This window comes from Cardinium endosymbiont of Dermatophagoides farinae (assembly GCF_007559345.1).
Classification (GTDB): Bacteria; Bacteroidota; Bacteroidia; order Cytophagales; family Amoebophilaceae; genus Cardinium.
The window spans coordinates 235,665-249,905 of sequence record NZ_VMBH01000001.1 but is presented as its reverse complement, the minus strand read 5'-3'; the positions used below and the strand labels follow the sequence as shown (position 1 = coordinate 249,905).

Annotated in this window: 11 protein-coding genes, 1 tRNA gene and 1 pseudogene; 9 read left to right on the top strand and 4 right to left on the bottom strand. The window is 39.4% G+C overall.

Going from position 1 to position 14,241, the window contains the following annotated elements:
* Positions 1–137: 137 nt before the first annotated feature.
* The 4 genes and pseudogenes from FPG78_RS01195 (at position 138) to rplT (ending at position 3,098) form a co-directional block, all read left to right on the top strand.
* Complete coding sequence (locus FPG78_RS01195) at positions 138–1,283, top strand: prolipoprotein diacylglyceryl transferase (RefSeq protein WP_144086253.1); 1,146 nt, start codon at positions 138–140, stop codon at positions 1,281–1,283.
* Positions 1,284–1,606: 323 nt separating this feature from the next.
* Positions 1,607–2,133, top strand: a pseudogene (gene infC / locus FPG78_RS01190) (translation initiation factor IF-3).
* Positions 2,134–2,320: 187 nt separating this feature from the next.
* Entirely contained in the window at positions 2,321–2,521 is a 201-nt protein-coding gene (gene rpmI / locus FPG78_RS01185; protein ID WP_144086252.1) for a 50S ribosomal protein L35, read from the top strand.
* 232 nt (positions 2,522–2,753) lie between these two features.
* Positions 2,754–3,098, top strand: a complete 345-nt coding sequence (rplT, locus tag FPG78_RS01180; RefSeq protein WP_144086251.1) for a 50S ribosomal protein L20 — start codon at positions 2,754–2,756, stop codon at positions 3,096–3,098.
* Positions 3,099–3,418: 320 nt separating this feature from the next.
* Here the strand turns inward: rplT and FPG78_RS07970 are convergent, their stop codons facing one another.
* Positions 3,419–3,541, bottom strand: coding sequence for a hypothetical protein (locus tag FPG78_RS07970; protein WP_255431690.1), 123 nt, complete (start codon positions 3,539–3,541; stop codon positions 3,419–3,421).
* A gap of 164 nt (positions 3,542–3,705) precedes the next feature.
* Between FPG78_RS07970 and prfA the strand changes: the two genes are divergently transcribed.
* From prfA to FPG78_RS01155, 5 genes are all read left to right on the top strand, one after another.
* On the top strand, positions 3,706–4,782 hold the full coding sequence (gene prfA, locus FPG78_RS01175) for a peptide chain release factor 1 (protein ID WP_144086250.1): 1,077 nt from the start codon (positions 3,706–3,708) through the stop codon (positions 4,780–4,782).
* A gap of 316 nt (positions 4,783–5,098) precedes the next feature.
* A tRNA-Lys gene (locus tag FPG78_RS01170) sits at positions 5,099–5,171 on the top strand.
* A 381-nt stretch (positions 5,172–5,552) separates the two neighbouring features.
* The gene (locus FPG78_RS01165; RefSeq protein ID WP_144086249.1) at positions 5,553–8,039 is read left to right on the top strand and encodes a bifunctional UDP-N-acetylmuramoyl-tripeptide:D-alanyl-D-alanine ligase/alanine racemase; all 2,487 of its coding nucleotides are present in this window, start codon (positions 5,553–5,555) and stop codon (positions 8,037–8,039) included.
* Between the two features lie 304 nt (positions 8,040–8,343).
* Positions 8,344–9,576, top strand: a complete 1,233-nt coding sequence (locus tag FPG78_RS01160; protein WP_186292389.1) for a hypothetical protein — start codon at positions 8,344–8,346, stop codon at positions 9,574–9,576.
* 317 nt (positions 9,577–9,893) lie between these two features.
* Complete coding sequence (locus FPG78_RS01155) at positions 9,894–11,069, top strand: hypothetical protein (protein WP_144086247.1); 1,176 nt, start codon at positions 9,894–9,896, stop codon at positions 11,067–11,069.
* Here FPG78_RS01155 and dnaB read toward each other — a convergent pair.
* Genes dnaB through FPG78_RS01140 form a run of 3 tightly spaced genes read right to left on the bottom strand, consistent with a single transcriptional unit; the run spans position 11,023 to position 14,209 of the window.
* Positions 11,023–12,492 (bottom strand): replicative DNA helicase, encoded by a 1,470-nt coding sequence (dnaB, locus tag FPG78_RS01150; protein WP_144086246.1) that lies wholly within the window; start codon positions 12,490–12,492, stop codon positions 11,023–11,025. The genes FPG78_RS01155 and dnaB overlap by 47 nt on opposite strands.
* Before the next feature lie 12 nt (positions 12,493–12,504).
* Positions 12,505–12,978: a SufE family protein gene (locus tag FPG78_RS01145; RefSeq protein ID WP_144086245.1), complete on the bottom strand. Its 474-nt coding sequence runs from the start codon at positions 12,976–12,978 to the stop codon at positions 12,505–12,507.
* Position 12,979: 1 nt separating this feature from the next.
* A complete protein-coding gene (locus FPG78_RS01140; RefSeq protein ID WP_144086244.1) occupies positions 12,980–14,209 on the bottom strand; it encodes an aminotransferase class V-fold PLP-dependent enzyme in 1,230 nt (409 codons plus the stop codon).
* Between the last annotated feature and the right edge of the window lie 32 nt (positions 14,210–14,241).

The following is a 14,241-nucleotide window of genomic DNA, read 5'->3' as shown; positions in this document are numbered from 1 at the left end:
GCGGTTAGGAAAGGATACAAACATCCTATATTTTGATTTGATTTATTGGAAACTTGTTTAGATATTTGTATATCTGATGCTGATAACCAGAAAGGTCCTGGTTAATTTACCTTAAAACCTATGCTAAACGCCATTTTATGGGATATATCCCAGAATTATTCACAAAAGGATTTTTACACCTTCGCTGGTATAACCTGCTCTTTGCTACCGGTGTATTGGGAAGTTCTCCTATCTTATATTATATGTTTGCCAAAGCTAGCAAAAAAAGCGAAGAAGTAGAGCAGCTCAGGAATTATATTGTAATTGGCATATTACTCGGGGCTCGCTTAGGTCATGTTATTTTTTATGAATGGAACTATTATAAAGATCACCTTTTAGAAATATTTTTACCTGTTACCTTCTCCCCTTCCTTTAAGGTAACTGGTTTCAGCGGTTTGGCAAGTCATGGAGGTGGTATTGGCATCATACTGGCTGTGCTCTTCTATGTAAAGCGAACTACCATTTCCCTTTTCCCTCCTCGCATTCGTTTTAAAAACCGCCGATCTGCTGGAGAATTTTTATGGATCGTAGATCATTTGTCTATCTTATTTCCTTTGGGTGGCGCACTGATTCGAATTGGAAATTTTATGAATTCTGAAATCATCGGCAAACCAACTGGGACCAACTATGGCGTAGTATTCGCCAGGGATTTACATGATGATTTATGTAAAAGTTATCCTGATATAATTGATAAGCTAGCCATACGTAAAGCATCTAAGGCCAACCTACCAGCCATAAAAGCCAACTACCAACCGATTGAATTGGCCATTTCTTTTAAAGAGACCATTACAGATAAAAAGAGGATTGAAAGTTTCCTTGAGCAGTCTTTAAAAAACCATTTGGTTCAGCAATCCTATTTTAGCAGATCACCTCACATCTATGAAACCTATGGCGCACCGCTATCCTATACCCTACAAAAGCAAAACGGAGGCTATCAAACTAGTGTCTATACCTGGGGTATTCCAAGACACCCCGCACAACTTTATGAATCTTTGTCCTACTTTTTGCTTTTCGTTATCCTATTTTTATGGTGGTACAAAAAAGGTCAAACTATAACACCTGGTCGTATCTTTGGAGTACTTATAGTAGCAGCGGCTTGCATTCGCTTCCTTTACGAATTCTATAAAGAAAATCAAGTTGATTTTGAAGATGCTATGTGGTTAAACATGGGGCAATTGCTTAGCCTACCTTGGGCCATAGTAGGACTATTTTTCATACTGCGTCCAAAGCCTAAAACAGTATAAAAAATACAGCATAGCCATACTGCCGGGTAGATCGGTAGACCTTCTGCAAAACCTATTTGTGATCAGCAGTTTTTAGGAGAAGCGCAGTCGCCAGAATACTAAATGTATTTGAGGAGCATAGACAAGCTTCGACACCAAAATTGCTGATCACAAATAGGTTTTGCAGAAGGTCTGGTTAAAACAGCTAGGCAAGCAGAAAAGCAGCTTCTGTTTTGATTTGATTTATTGGAAACTTGTTCAGATATTTGTATATTGATGCAGATAACCAGAAAAACCCTGGTTAAATTGATACCTGCAGTAGACCATAATCAATATCTCGCCATTTGAAAAATATAATAAAAGAAACCCATAACGTAAACGAACGTATCACTGCATCTCAGGTACGTTTGGTTGGTGATAATGTGGTTACCGGTGTGTATGACATTCGGAAGCTTTAGCCATTGCAGAAGCGCAAGAACTTGACCTAGTAGAAATTGCCAAGGCAAGCGATTTCCCTGTTTGTAAAGTGATGGATTATGCTAAATTCAAATACTTACAAAAGAGAAAACATAAAGAAATAAAAAATAATGCCCAAAAGGTTGTTATAAAGGAAATTCGCTTTGGTCCCAATACAAGTGATCATGATTTTGATTTTAAGTTAAAGCATGCCATTAACTTTTTACAAGCTGGTGCCAAGGTTAAAGTTTGTGTTAAATTTGTAGGAAGGGAAATTATGTTTAAAGAACGGGGTGAGCTGATCTTACTTAGATTTTCGCAAGGGTTAGAAGCCTATGGAAGGGTAGAACAACTACCTAAGCTAGAAGGCAGAAAAATGAGCTTAACCATAGCCCCATTGGGAACAAAAAAATAAGATTATTTTTGACGCCCCCTTGCTTTTATTTAAATATTTTTCACTAAACTTAAGGTTTATATAGGTATTTGTTGCAATAGGATGGCAACACTACTCAAAAAAAGAAGCAAAGCCGCTCTTTTATAAAAAATTATCAAGAAAAAAGCAGCATTATTTAACCCATTCAACATCTGTTACAACTAAAGCTATGCCAAAGGTTAAAACACATTCTGGTTCAAAAAAAAGATTTCAGCTAACTGGTAGCGGTAAAATTAAGCGAAAGCATGCTTTTAAAAACCATTGCTTGGCAAAGAAGATTAAAAGCACAAAGCAAAAAAGGCATCTTACACGGAGTGCACTGGTGCATGAAACCAATGCACCCACTATTCGCAAACTGCTAGCCGTTTAATGGGTATAGCAGCGTTACTATACAACTGTAGGCTTTATTTTTCTATAATCTTAATAGTAGACCTTCTGCAAAACCTATTTGTGATCAGCAGTTTTTAGGAGAAGCGCAGTCGAGCACCGCAGAATACTAGATGTATTTGAGGAGCATAGACAAGCTTCGACACCAAAATTGCCATTAGAAATAGGTTTTCCAGAAGGTCTAATCAACCTATCATATAAATTAAAACATAAACATGCCAAGGTCAGTTAATTCGGTAGCATCAAAAGCACGTAAAAAGCGGGTATTAAAACTAGCAAAAGGCTACTGGGGCAAAAGAAAAAATGTTTGGACAGTAGCTAAGAATGCCGTTGAAAAAGGGCTCTTGTATGCTTATAGAGACCGCAAAACAAAAAAAAGAACCATAAGAGCGTTGTGGATACAACGCATCAATGCAGCTGCTCGTCTCCATGGAATGGCTTACAGCCAGTTTATGGGCAAGCTGAAGCAATCCAATATGGATATAGATAGAAAAACACTAGCTGATCTGGCTATGAACCATCCAAATGCATTTGAAGCTATTGTACAAAAAGTAGCGTAGAGGGCGTTACTTTTTGCTTGATCAAAAAGTAAGCAAACAATCAAGCGCTGATGAAAAAAGTTGCTGAAAATGCAGCTTACAAATAGAATTTGTATGCTACTTTTTGCTTGATCAAAAAGTAGCCAAAAAATCAAGCGCTAATGAAAAAAGTTGCTGAAAGTGCAGCTTACAAATAGAATTTGTATGCTACTTTTTGCTTGATCAAAAAGTAGCCAAAAAATCAAGCCCTGTGCAAAAAGTTGCTAAAAGCAGCGCTTAGAGCTGGAAAAACAGAACTCGCCCGCTATGCGGGCTCAGACATGCTGTTTTTCTATTCAGCTCTAAGCGCTGCCTTCTAAACGTAACTTTTTACAATGGGCGTTTTTCTTTTTTTGGAGTATAACATCGCCAAATGGCTGAATGGATACGCGCGTTTTTGCTTGCTTTGGGGGTAGTGGTGCCATAATGGCTAAATCCACGCTTTTTCTTTTTATCTATAAGCTAACACTTTCTAGGCGCAACTTTTTGCCGACGGCTTGATTTTTTGAGCACTTTTTTATCAAGAAATAAAGTGCGATAAAATACCTTATAGCACAGCCATACGGTTAAGTAGACACATCACCATCATATGATTGAAAAACTCAAATCCATCAAGGAACGGTTTCACGAGGTGGAGGCTGCGATCCATCAGCCAGATGCCTTAAATGATATGAAGGCCTACGCGGCGCTGAATAAAGAGTATAGAAAGCTGTCTAAAATTGTTGATTTATACAAAGACTACCAGCTGGTATTAGAAAACATAAAAGAGGCAAAAGAAGTATTAAATAATGAAAAAGAAGAAGCATTCCGTGAAATTGCCAAAGAAGAGCTAGCATCTGCTGTAGATAAAAAATCCAATTTAGAAGTAGCATTACGAGATGCCCTGACGCCGACTGACCCCAATGACAGTAGAAATATTGTTTTAGAGATCCGAGCTGGTATTGGTGGCGACGAGGCTGCTATTTTTACAGGGGATCTTTTTCGGATGTACAAGCGGTTTTCAGAAAAAATGAAATGGGATTTTTCCATTGTATATACCATAGAAGGAACGGCAGGTGGATGGAAAGAAATTGTCTGTACCATAGCAGGTGAAGATGTATATGGCCTTATGAAATATGAATCTGGGGTACACCGTGTGCAACGGGTCCCTACTACTGAAACACAGGGCCGTATACATACTTCAGTAGCCAGCGTAGTCGTATTACCAGAAGCAGGAGAAGTGGAAATCAACTTGGATTTAAATGAGGTGCGAAAGGATACTTTTTGCTCTTCCGGTCCAGGTGGCCAATCGGTCAATACTACTTATTCAGCTGTACGGCTTACCCATATTCCAACTGGTCTGGTTGTATCCTGCCAAGATGGGAAATCGCAAATCAAAAATTATGAGAAAGCCTTAAAGGTATTGCGTTCCCGCCTTTATGATATGGAAGTTAAAAAACAACAGGAAGCGATTGGTATAGAACGGAGATCTATGGTGAAACGTGGTGATAGAGGAGATAAAATCAGAACCTATAACTTCCCCCAGGCCCGTGCAACAGATCATCGGATTGGCTATACTGAACACAACCTAGCTGCTATATTAGATGGAGCCATATTGGATATGATCAAAGCACTGCGCGTTGCAGATCATGCAGAAAAGTTACAAGCAGGAACAGAAGGTCTATAAGCTGCACCTTCTGATCGTAACTTTGTCCAAGGGCGCGGTTTTTCTTGTCTTGAGTCGTAATAAGACTAAATGGATAGAAAGTATTAAGTTATTAAATTAATAATCAATCAAATTAAAACCTTAGCGTGCTGGTGACCGCCGATAAAGGGGGTATGATAGTTGTAATCTTTCCCTGTGTACTGGTGGCCTTTATCGGCCGCCACTAGCAAAGGGGCAACTACAGTTGTAATAAAATATATTTCCTTTTTTGTAAAGTAGTAATAATTTTTATTTTCGCTAAAAAATGAATAAATTTACACTTATGTAAGTTGATGTTGATCTCGTAGCTCAGCTGGTAGAGCATCTCCCTTTTAAGGAGAGGGTCCTGGGTTCGAGTCCCAGCGGGATCACGCTTCTAAATGGTACATTAGACCTTCTGCAAAACCTATTTGTGATCAGCAGTTTTTAGGAGAAGCGCAGTCGAGCACCGCAGAATACTAAATGTATTTGAGGAGCATAGACCACAAAATTGCCATTAGAAATAGGTTTTGCAAAAGGCCTATCTACATTCAAGAAGTACAAAACTTCATTAAGCCCATTGCAAAGCATTGCAAAACGCCTACAATTTATACCCTCCTACAGTAGTATACTGTAACAATTAACTGATATTTTTTCTTACATTCACACCATTATTTGCTCGGTTATGTGCTCAGAAAAAAGCAAAACCACGCATGATCAAGCAAACAGTAAAACAAACATGGCTTTATCGAACAACTCAAATTTAGTCTACCATGCACCATACCCTTGCCTATTTTAAAGACTTAGTAGTGGTTACAGCTGGCCAAGTAGTAGCTGAAACGGCTAACTTGCCTATAACAGAGCTCAGCATAGACAGCAGAAACAAAACCCTTACCCCATTTCCGATTTTTTTTGCGATTGTAGGCATCAACCACAATGGACACGATTATATAGCAGCAGCTTACCACAAAGGCATACGCCAGTTTGTAGTAAACGACCGATATAACCCTTCTGTTATAGCAACATACAAGGATGTAAACATGCTAGCAGTAACCGATACATTAAAGGCGTTGCATCAATTTACTGCTTTTTATCGATCAAAATATCGATTGCCGCTATTGGGTATTACAGGTAGCAATGGCAAAACAATTGTCAAAGAGTGGATGCATGAATTGTTATCCAGAAAGTACAAAACCGTTAGCAACCCACATAGTTATAACTCTCAAGTGGGTGTACCGCTTGCGGTAAGTTTGTTACAGCCCAACCATGAATATGGTGTTTTTGAAGCAGGTATTTCGCAAACAGGTGAAATGGAAAAACTGGCACCACTGATTCAACCCACCCATGGACTACTGACCAATATCGGCCCTGCGCACAGCCAAGGCTTTCAAAACCTTACGCAAAAGATTCAGGAGAAAATAAAGTTGTTTACCAGCTGTAGTACCATTTACTATTGTAAAGACGATCCACTGATTCACCTAACCCTTTCCAATCTATATGGTCAAACAAAAGTACTGGTCAGTTGGTCCTCCTTGAATAGCCCTTTTTGGGCAGATTATCTGGTGACATGCAAACAATTAGCGGATCAAACCACGCTACAAATTACCAGTTCAACTGGAAGTAACACTTTTGTAATCCCTTTTCGGGACAATGCATCGATAGCAAACATCACCCATTGTCTGGTCTACCTACTAGACAATGGGTCTGATCCAGCACAACTGCAACGCTCACTGCTGCAACTTAAATCTATACCAATGCGTATGACCCTTAAAACTGGTGTGCATCGATGTCAGATTATAGATGATACCTACACCAATGATATCGCCAGCTTAAGGGTTGCACTAGATTTTATGCAGCAACAACAGCCCACCAAACGAACGGTTATTCTATCAGATATCCTCCAATCTGCCACCGCTGATGGCCAGCTTTACCAGGAGCTAGCTACTTTATTGGCCAAACACGCCATCCATCGATTAGTCGGTATTGGACCCGTTATCAGCCATTACAGCACCCTTTTTCCCATACCAGAAACTATTTTTTTTAATAGCGTAGCAGATTTTATAACCCAAAAGCCATCCTTTAAAGATGAAACCATTTTAGTAAAAGGAGCACGTACCTTTCAATTAGAACGCATCGTGCAGTCGATAGAAAAAAACAGCCATGGAACGATTCTAGAAATAGACATGCATGCAATTAGACATAACCTCTCCTACTTTAGAAGACAATTAAATCCAACTACCAAAATCATGGCGATGGTAAAGGCCTCCACCTACGGAAGTGGTAGCAGTAGCTTTGAACTTGCTTCCGCACTACAACGCCATGGCATTGCCTACCTGGGCGTTGCCTATATGGACGAAGGCATTTGTTTGCGACAAAAAGGCATTACCCTACCCATTATGGTGATGAACCCAACAGATGATAACTTTGATGCCATCCTAAGCCACCATTTAGAACCAGAAATATACAGCTTAGCACTATTAGATGAGCTATCTTGTTTTATAGCAGAAAGAAACACTCAACCCATACCCATTCACCTTAAACTAGAAACAGGCATGCACCGTTTGGGCATAGCAGAAAACGAGCTGGACCAGCTTATAGAACAGTTACAACAAATGCCTTCCCTACATATCGTCAGTATTTTTAGCCATTTAGCCGCTTCACAAGCAGATGTGCACGATGGCTATACCCACTTACAAGTAGAAAGGTTTATAAAAATGGCACGGTATATAGAAAAAAATATGCAAATAAAAACCTTAAAACATATTTTAAACACCAATGGCATCCTACGTTTCCCACAGTTCCAATTTGATATGGTACGGCTAGGGATTGGGTTACATGGTGTAGGAGTTGATGCAACCATACAGCCCCACCTATTGCCAGCCAGTAAGCTTAAGACCACCATCTCACAGATCAAATCTGTTCAAAAAGGGGATAGCATAGGATATGATCGCAAAGCAATAGCCACGCAAGATATGACAATTGCCACCATACCTATAGGGTATGCAGATGGGTTAAGCAGATCATTTGGCGGTGGAAAAGGCAGGGTAGTCATCCAAGGTCGTCAATGTCCTATTATAGGCAATGTATGCATGGATATGGCCATAGTGGATGTAACCGGTATGGCATTAAAACGTGGCGATAAAGTGATTATTTTTAGTGCAGCACACTCAATAGATACACTAGCAGAACAGGTGGGTACTATTTCGTATGAATTGCTCACGCAAATAGGCCAAAGAGTGAAACGCATTTATTATAGCTAGCCATACCAACTATTGTTTTTAACAAAAATTATTCGCATATAAAAATTTTATGACCTAAATATGAAATAAGACCTTCTGCAAAACCTATTTATGATCAGCAGTTTTTAGGAGAAGCGCAGTCGCCAGAATACTAAATGTATTTGAGGAGCATAGACCACAAAATTGCCATTTAGCAATAGGTTTTGCAGAAGGTCTATAGTAACATCATAACCATCTTGTTATTATGATAACAAGCCTATCTTCCCTTATAATTGTTTATGTTTATGTATGGCTTAATGCATGCAACAACATACATATAAGGAAGATGAATAATGATTATCTGGACGTTGAAGCTGTTTCATTAGTTACTAGTGATGCTAACAAAGCTCATAAAAGTGCAAGCAGTGCGAATCAAAAGATGCACAATATTGCACCTATAAGCATTACGCCTTGCTTAAAAAAAGGTGATGCACGGGAAAATAGAAATCCAGATAAGGCTATAGCAAATCTAACGAAGATTCAAGCGAAAATAGATAAAAATTTTCCCAATGCACCTAGGAAAAAGCAGAAGCTCTTTAGTATGATAGCAATAGCAGGTGCCACGCATAATATATGGACGCATGCTGCTAAGCTAGTCTTATGTGCGATTGGCATACATATTGCTTTAAACCAGCCTCATTGTGTTGTAGGTAACGATATGCTTAAACTTGCTACCGATATACTGGAAAATACCATTGTTATTCAAAATAAAAACGAACTTGAGGATTTGCTTAAATATAAACTGAAACACCCCACTCCTACCATAGATGAGCTGCCTGATAACAATATCACTGACACGCTTGATTTTATACTAAAAAGTGCACATGCTGCTATAGAGAAAATAGATACAATAAATAAAATTGATGCCAACTACCTTGAGGATGATGTATTTTTTCATTGCAATACAACAGATAATACCAGAGATAGTCTTGTATCTTTATACAATCAGGCTTTTATTGCTTTTACAGAAGCCAATAACACGAACCAGGCGTTTCAAAATGCATGGAACCCTATTATGAACCTTACACATTGTCCGCTTGCAGCACTGCAACAGCCATTTGATGCTACTATAAAGGCCAGAGATGCTGCTAAAAACGCTAGTGACGCTTATTGTGCTTTGGTTAACTATTTTGTTGACTATTTTAGTCAACTCACATCAGTCATTAAAACCATGCTGAATAGTTGTACAGCATGGTTCAGACCAACCATCCAGAAAACGCTTCGTAGTTGTGATCAGTGTGTCAATGTAACACAGGCCAAACAACTAGGTAATAAAACGGTTCCCTTAGGAGTTGACCTTAAAGCAGTACAGGAGGTGGTGGATAAACTTAATAAGGCTATTAAAAAATCTTATAAAGATGTACAGGAGAATTGTAATAGCGTGAATAACGCTATTGAGGAAGCGCATAAGACTGCTGAGCTGTATACTACCTGTTATAATCAATACAACAATATTGCAGATACTATGCATATAGTATTCATAGCTCCCCAACCAGACCAAACAAACAAAACAGCTTAAAAGTAAAAAAAGCAAGGTACCATATACCGCTTGCTATATTCAAAAATATATAGTATAGTTAATAGAATTGAATATGCAATCTATAGACCTTCTGCAAAACCTATTTGTGATCAGCAGTTTTTAGGAGAAGCGCAGTCGCCAGAATACTAAATATATTTGAGGAGCATAGACCACAAAATTGCCATTTAGCAATAGGTTTTACAGAAGGCCTAATATATGGATTGACTCGTATTGGTGCGTAAAGATGACGCATCTTGATTGTACATCTGATTTGGAATCTTTAAGCCAAACCATTATGAAAACAAGGCTATGTTTATTTGAGCGCACTGCTTTATGTCTACCTATCTGCATGTAATAGCATACACATAAGCAAGGTAAAAGAGGCACATCTGGCCAATATGAGTATTGAAAATACAAACGCTCAATTCCCCGAAAAAATAGACAAAAAACCGCTGTATAGCCTTCAATATGCTCATATTCAAGAAAAAATAAGAAAAACCTATGCCAATGCCCTAACGGATCAGACCATACCTACTGGGATTGTAAAAGTAGAAAATATTATGTCTAAGCTATATGAATATACTTATAAGCTGTGTGAATATTTACTTATTATCAAGATCGCCTTAGAGCAACCTAAGCTTGTTGGCAACAGTAATATTATGTATATAGCGCAATCTATAACCCACTATGCTACTTTTATTTTCGACAGAGATGAGCTTGCAAATTATATTCACATGATGCTACACCGTGTTACACCTACTATAAACAAAAATTATAGCAGACATATTGCTGACTTTCTACTAAACCACACCAGTGTTACGCCTGCATATCATGCTTATCATGATCATATTATAGCTATACTTCCATCTATACTAGCATATGCCCATGCTACGATCAACGCAATTGATAGCAAATACCATAGGATTGATGAAGTATTCTTTACTGAAGACCAACTTGAATGGTTACGCAATAAGGCTTATAATGCCTTTGCAAAGGCTAATAACGCCAACAAAAAGGTTCAACATATATGGGCATCTATTTGTAAGCATCCTTTTTCGCTTCAAGCGCTCGAGCAAGCATTTGATTGTACAATAGAGGCCAGAGATGCTGCTCAAAACGCTAGAAAGGCTTATCGCGATTTTGCTGAATATTTTGACCAATTTACACCAACCATTCAAACGATGCTGAATGGTTGTAATGCATTTGTGCATACCGCACAACCAGCCGAAAACAGTTACACTAGTTACCTAAGAACTGCCCTGAATACTATAAGGATGATTCAGTCAGATATACAGCAGGCTTTGGATAAGCTTAGTGAGATTATTTGGAGATCTCATCAAGCTGCCAATCAATATAATAACTCGTATGATCAATACAATAGGTTTATCAATGATATGAAATACGCTATATGTGTAAGCTACAATACAGGTAGATACCTTCGAAAAACTATTCAGATGCATCATCTAACGCATTGGCCTTGCTTGAATGAATGACAAACTGTTCCGGTTGAACCATAGAAGGGGGCATATCGGCATCCATAAATTTCATATATCGGCCCATAAATTGCAAATGGACCTGATCTAATGCGCCATTCCGGTGCTTGGCCACAATAACCTCTGTTAGCCCCTGTGTAGGATTGCCCGACTCATCTTCTGTTAGTCCATAATATTCTGGTCTATATAAAAATAAAACAAGATCTGCATCTTGTTCAATAGAACCAGATTCACGCAAATCAGATAATTGGGGCCGTTTACTTCCTCCACGTGTTTCTACTGCCCTGCTTAACTGCGAAAGCGCCACCACCGCAATGTCCAACTCCTTGGCAATGCTTTTAAGCGCCCGTGAAATCGAAGCAATCTCTTGTTCGCGATTGCTCCCTCCTCTATTAGGATCGCCTGACATCAACTGCAAATAGTCAATAACCACCAGTTGGATATCATGTTTGGCTTTTAACCTTCTACATTTGGTGCGCAGTTCAAAGACAGAAAGTGCAGGCGTATCATCTACATAAATCGGGGCACTGGAAAGCGCAGCCGTCTTATGAAGCAATTGTTCCCACTCATGGTCCATTAATTTACCTTGCTTTATTTTTTCACCGGCTAGCTCTGCTTCAGCTGATATCAACCGATTAACGAGCTGTAATGCACCCATTTCTAAGGAAAAAATAGCCACCGGTGTCTTATAATCTATAGCTGCATTGCGTAAAGCAGAGAGTACAAAAGCAGTTTTACCCATACCAGGCCTAGCAGCAATAATAATCAAATCAAACTTCTGCCAACCAGAGGTAATACGATCCAAAGCGGTAAACCCACTTGGAATGCCAGTAAGGCCATTGGCTCGGGTACGCCGACTGGATAAACTATCAAAGGCTTCTACCAGTAATGAACGCATCTCTAGATAGCTCTTGCGAATGTTTCCATCAGAAACTTCAAATAGTGCTTGTTCCGTGCGGTCTAAAGTATTAAAAACATCCATAGTAGGATCATAGGCATGCTTCTGAACCATACTGGAAATTTCTATTAGCTTTCTGCGCATGGCATATTCTAGAATAGCCCTGGCATGAAATTCAATATTGGCCGAAGAGCTAATGCGCGTTGTTAGATAGCTTACATAATAGCTTCCGCCTACTGCAGCCAATTTACCATCCTTGCGCAACTGATTGACTACCGTAAGCATATCTATGGGCTCTGAGTCATTAAACAGCTGTAGAATGGCTCGATAGATTTCCTGGTGAGATTCTTTATAAAAACTTTCAGGCCGCAAGAGATCAATCACACTCACCAATGCTTCTTTCTCTAACATCAATGCACCCAAGACGCCCTCTTCTAAATCTAAGGCATGCGGGGGACACTTTGCATTAACGGCAAGGGTATCAGATAGATTAGATGGTACCTGGTTGTTAGTATAGGTTTTCATACTAGATGCTACTTAAACGAGCCCATAATTAGGCATGATAGATGCGTTACTGCTACTAAATGTAGATAACCCCCTTAGCTTGAGGGTTTTAATCATATGTGCCAAGCCGCTGGCACGCTGAAATCCAATCAATGAACGGATGCCAATGGCTTCTATAAAATAGAGATCGGCCGCTATAATAGCTTGTACAGATTGGCCAGACAATACCTTTAATAGCAAAGCAATTAATCCTTTTGTAATAGCGGTATTGCTATCAGCTTGAAAAAATAGCCGTTCTTCTATACATGTATGGGCTACCCATACCTTAGACATACAGCCTTGCACCAAATAGTCCGCTGTCTTATAGAAGGGATCCATGGGGACTAATGTATTCCCTAAATCAATCAGGTAGTCCAGCATGGCGACTCTATCATCAGACAAGGTTGCAAAGGCATCTATGATTTCGTCTTGGTGTTGATCCACTGTTTTAAATCCTATTTGTACCATACTAATACGTTCCTTTATAAATAATCTGTTGCAATGCATCGAAAAACCGATCTACTTCTTCAATGGTATTATAGACCGCAAAAGAAATACGGACCACCCCCTCTATCCCCAGCCTTTCCATAAGTGGCTGGGTACAACAATGGCCTGTACGAACGGCAATGCCTTTGGCGTCTAAAAATAGACCTACATCTAAGTGGTGCATACCAGCCAAATTAAAAGCAATAATACCTACTTTATGGGTAGCAGTACCTACCAATTGTACCGCTGGCATACGGCTTAAACCAGCCAATGCATAAGCCAATAAGCTGTCTTCATGGGCAGCTAACCTGGAATAGCCTATACTTAAAATAAACTTAAGTGCTTCTGAAAAAGAGATAATAGCAGCCAATGGTGGTGTGCCTGCTTCAAATTTATAGGGAGGATCTTGGTAGATGGCTTCTCTTAAAGTAACCTGTTTGACCATTCCACCACCTGTCTGATAGGGCGGCATGGCTTCTAACCACTTTTTCTTACCATATAAAATGCCACACCCAGTAAGTCCATACATTTTATGGGCAGAAAAAACAAAAAAATCACAGTCTAAGTCGGTAACATTAATAGGCATATGGGCCACTGCTTGCGCACCATCGATGACCACAACGGCACCTATTTCATGTGCTTGATCGATAATGGTTTTAATGGGATTAATGGTGCCCAATGTATTGGAAACATAACTCAATGCAACGATCTTGGTGCGGGTGGTAAACGAAAGATGGGTAAGATCCAATTGCCCCTTGTCATCTATAGGAATCACCCTTAAAATAGCTTTTCGTTGCTTACAAAGCAGCTGCCAAGGAATGAGGTTGGCATGATGCTCCATTTCAGAAATGACCACTTCATCTCCTTCACCCACTACCATCGCTCCATAAGTGGCTGCGATTAAGTTAATGGCTTCTGTAGTACCTGAAGTAAAAACAATATTTTCTACCTCAGGGGCATGTATAAATTTTTGTACGGCCAGACGGGTTTCCTCTAAAGCGGTCGTAGAACGAGCCGCTAAGGCATGCACGCCGCGATGAATATTGGCATTATCCTGCTGATAAAAATGGATGGCAGAATCTATAACAGAAAGTGGCTTATGGACCGTAGCGGCATTGTCAAAATAGACCAAAGGTGTATGATGCACCTGTTGATTTAGAATAGGGAACAAAGCCCTAATCTGGCCTATATCTAAAGGACGCGTAGCAAACATGAGTAGGAGTTGACGAAGTTAATAGACCTAAG

Excerpts from the sequence above, each read along its gene's own strand:
- FPG78_RS01195 (WP_144086253.1), top strand. The coding sequence starts at position 138 with ATGGGATATATCCCAGAATTATTCACAAAAGGATTTTTACACCTTCGC.
- rpmI (WP_144086252.1), top strand. The coding sequence starts at position 2,321 with ATGCCAAAGGTTAAAACACATTCTGGTTCAAAAAAAAGATTTCAGCTA.
- rplT (WP_144086251.1), top strand. The coding sequence starts at position 2,754 with ATGCCAAGGTCAGTTAATTCGGTAGCATCAAAAGCACGTAAAAAGCGG.
- FPG78_RS07970 (WP_255431690.1), bottom strand. The coding sequence starts at position 3,541 with ATGGCACCACTACCCCCAAAGCAAGCAAAAACGCGCGTATCCATTCAG.
- prfA (WP_144086250.1), top strand. The coding sequence starts at position 3,706 with ATGATTGAAAAACTCAAATCCATCAAGGAACGGTTTCACGAGGTGGAG.
- FPG78_RS01165 (WP_144086249.1), top strand. The coding sequence starts at position 5,553 with ATGCACCATACCCTTGCCTATTTTAAAGACTTAGTAGTGGTTACAGCT.
- FPG78_RS01160 (WP_186292389.1), top strand. The coding sequence starts at position 8,344 with ATGAATAATGATTATCTGGACGTTGAAGCTGTTTCATTAGTTACTAGT.
- dnaB (WP_144086246.1), bottom strand. The coding sequence starts at position 12,492 with ATGAAAACCTATACTAACAACCAGGTACCATCTAATCTATCTGATACC.
- FPG78_RS01145 (WP_144086245.1), bottom strand. The coding sequence starts at position 12,978 with ATGGTACAAATAGGATTTAAAACAGTGGATCAACACCAAGACGAAATC.
- FPG78_RS01140 (WP_144086244.1), bottom strand. The coding sequence starts at position 14,209 with ATGTTTGCTACGCGTCCTTTAGATATAGGCCAGATTAGGGCTTTGTTC.